The sequence below is a fragment of the Pedobacter sp. 10L46_2 genome (assembly GCF_056395165.1).
This window is the reverse complement of sequence record NZ_JBFTIZ010000460.1, coordinates 1-2,163: the sequence shown is the minus strand read 5'-3', so window position 1 is coordinate 2,163 and position 2,163 is coordinate 1. Positions and strand designations below refer to the sequence as shown.

3 protein-coding genes are annotated in these 2,163 nt (G+C 39.2%); 2 read left to right on the top strand and 1 reads right to left on the bottom strand.

Annotated elements, in window-relative coordinates; all coding sequences use genetic code 11:
• On the top strand, positions 1–1,126 hold a 1,126-nt coding region (gene mgtA / locus AC1DDX_RS26730; protein ID WP_477622961.1), incomplete at its 5' end, for a magnesium-translocating P-type ATPase.
• A gap of 11 nt (positions 1,127–1,137) precedes the next feature.
• Entirely contained in the window at positions 1,138–1,602 is a 465-nt protein-coding gene (locus AC1DDX_RS26725) for a hypothetical protein (protein ID WP_477622960.1), read from the top strand.
• A 169-nt stretch (positions 1,603–1,771) separates the two neighbouring features.
• Here AC1DDX_RS26725 and AC1DDX_RS26720 read toward each other — a convergent pair.
• Positions 1,772–2,163 (bottom strand): helix-turn-helix domain-containing protein (locus tag AC1DDX_RS26720; RefSeq protein WP_477622959.1); only part of this gene is annotated, 392 nt, incomplete at its 5' end.

Here is a 2,163-nt window from a genome sequence, read left to right as displayed (position 1 = left end):
CAACTACGCCGTTGCCGATGAATGCAATATGGTTTTAACCGGTTTTATAGGCTTCCTGGATCCGGCAAAACCATCGGCCAAGCCATCAATAGCAGCGCTTCAAAAACTAGGTGTAAACATTAGAGTACTAACAGGCGATAATGAAATTGTAACCAAAAAAATATGCCGCGACGTGGGTATACCGATAAACAGTATCCTGCTGGGCAATCAGATCGAAATCATGAGCGATGAGGAAATCATCAATCAAATTGATGACATCAGCATTATGGCCAAGCTTAGTCCAATGCAAAAATCACGCATTGTAAAATTACTACAGTTTAAAGGCCATACCGTAGGTTTTATGGGCGATGGGATTAACGACGCGCCTGCTCTTCGCAATGCGGATGTTGGAATATCTGTTGATACAGCAGTAGATATTGCTAAAGAAAGTGCCGATATCATTTTATTGGAGAAAGATCTGATGGTTTTAAGACAAGGCGTAATTTATGGTCGCCGCACTTTTGGCAACATCATTAAATATATAAAAATGACTGCCAGCAGCAATTTCGGCAATATGTTTAGCGTATTGGGTGCCAGTGCATTGCTCCCTTTCCTACCCATGCTACCTATCCATCTGCTGGTACAAAACCTGCTATATGATGTTTCTCAGATTTCTATTCCGTGGGACAGTATGGACAAAGAATTTATTGAAAAACCTCAAAAATGGAGTGCCAGGGGGATTAGCAAATTCATGATTTTTATAGGCCCTATTAGTTCGATTTTTGATTATGCAACCTTCGCGGTTATGTATTATGTTTTTTCAGCAAACACCATTGAAAAGCAAACGCTGTTTCAAAGCGGCTGGTTTATAGAAGGATTGTTATCGCAAACACTGATTGTTCACATGATCAGGACAAGAAAAATACCTTTTATACAAAGCTGGGCAACGGCTCCTGTAACAGCACTTACATCATTGGTAATGGTTATTGGCATATGCATTCCATTTTCGCCACTTGCCGAAAGTTTAAAAATGCAGGCACTGCCATTAAGTTATTTCCCATGGCTTATTGGAATACTGATAAGTTATTGTCTGCTTACCCAATTGGTAAAAGTTTGGTTCATTAAAAAATTCAATCAGTGGCTATAATTCGAAAAGAGATGAAAACAAAAAACAAATTAAATTACACACTCGGTTGCATCATAAGTGTAAGTTTATACGCTTGTAAATCTTTAGAAACCAATGGTGGTTTAACAACAAATATTATTTCTGTTCCTTGTAAAATCAGGCCTTCGGTTAAAGGTGTTCCGGAGCAGTTAAATACAAATTTTAGTGCGGCCTTGTACCTTGGCAGTAGAAAAGAAGGCGCAACGAATGGGTTTAGTTACGGTGCTTTCAGCGGTCTTAGTGCCATAACTGTAAATCCTCATGTTATGGAAGATAAGATTGATTACGAATATGATGGGCTTGCCTTAAGTAACGGCATTGCCGGAATATACGACAATAAGAAAATCAATATAGGCCTTGCCTTGGGCATCGACATGCTAACTGATAAAAACAGGGCAAACTGGATATATCAAGGCAAGCCCTGGATAGGGATCCTGTTTGGGATTACACTAAATTAATTCCTAACGCATTTATGTACACACCGGGAGCTATTGCTTTCGCAATTGCTTAACAATTGCTCAGGATCATCTTCGGGGTTCGTTCGGTTACAACCGAACCAACCCCGAAGATGATGCAACGTAACTGCGAACCAATCACGAGAGCAATAGCTAAGCAAGTGCTCAGCTATTAGTTCAATTTATCAAGGGGTTTTCTGTTTTTAACGGCTGAAGCTTTGTATTTGCTCGGAGAAAGTCCTGTTAATGACTTAAACTGTGCCGACAAGTGGGCGCTGCTGCTATATCCCATTTTAAAGGATATTTCATTCAGGTTCAATTCGCCGTACTCTAACAGTTCTTTTACTTTTTCTACTTTTTGCTGGATGATGTATTTCTCGATGGTTAATCCCTCTGATTCTGAAAACAATCTACTCAGGTAATTATAGTCTTTATTTAATTTATCGGCTACCAGATGCATCAGACTTTGATTAATCTCGCCCAGATCTGAATAGTGAACTAAATTGATTACTTCGTTCTTAATCTGCTCTACCAACTGGTTTTTTTCCTTTTCAATAAGTTCAA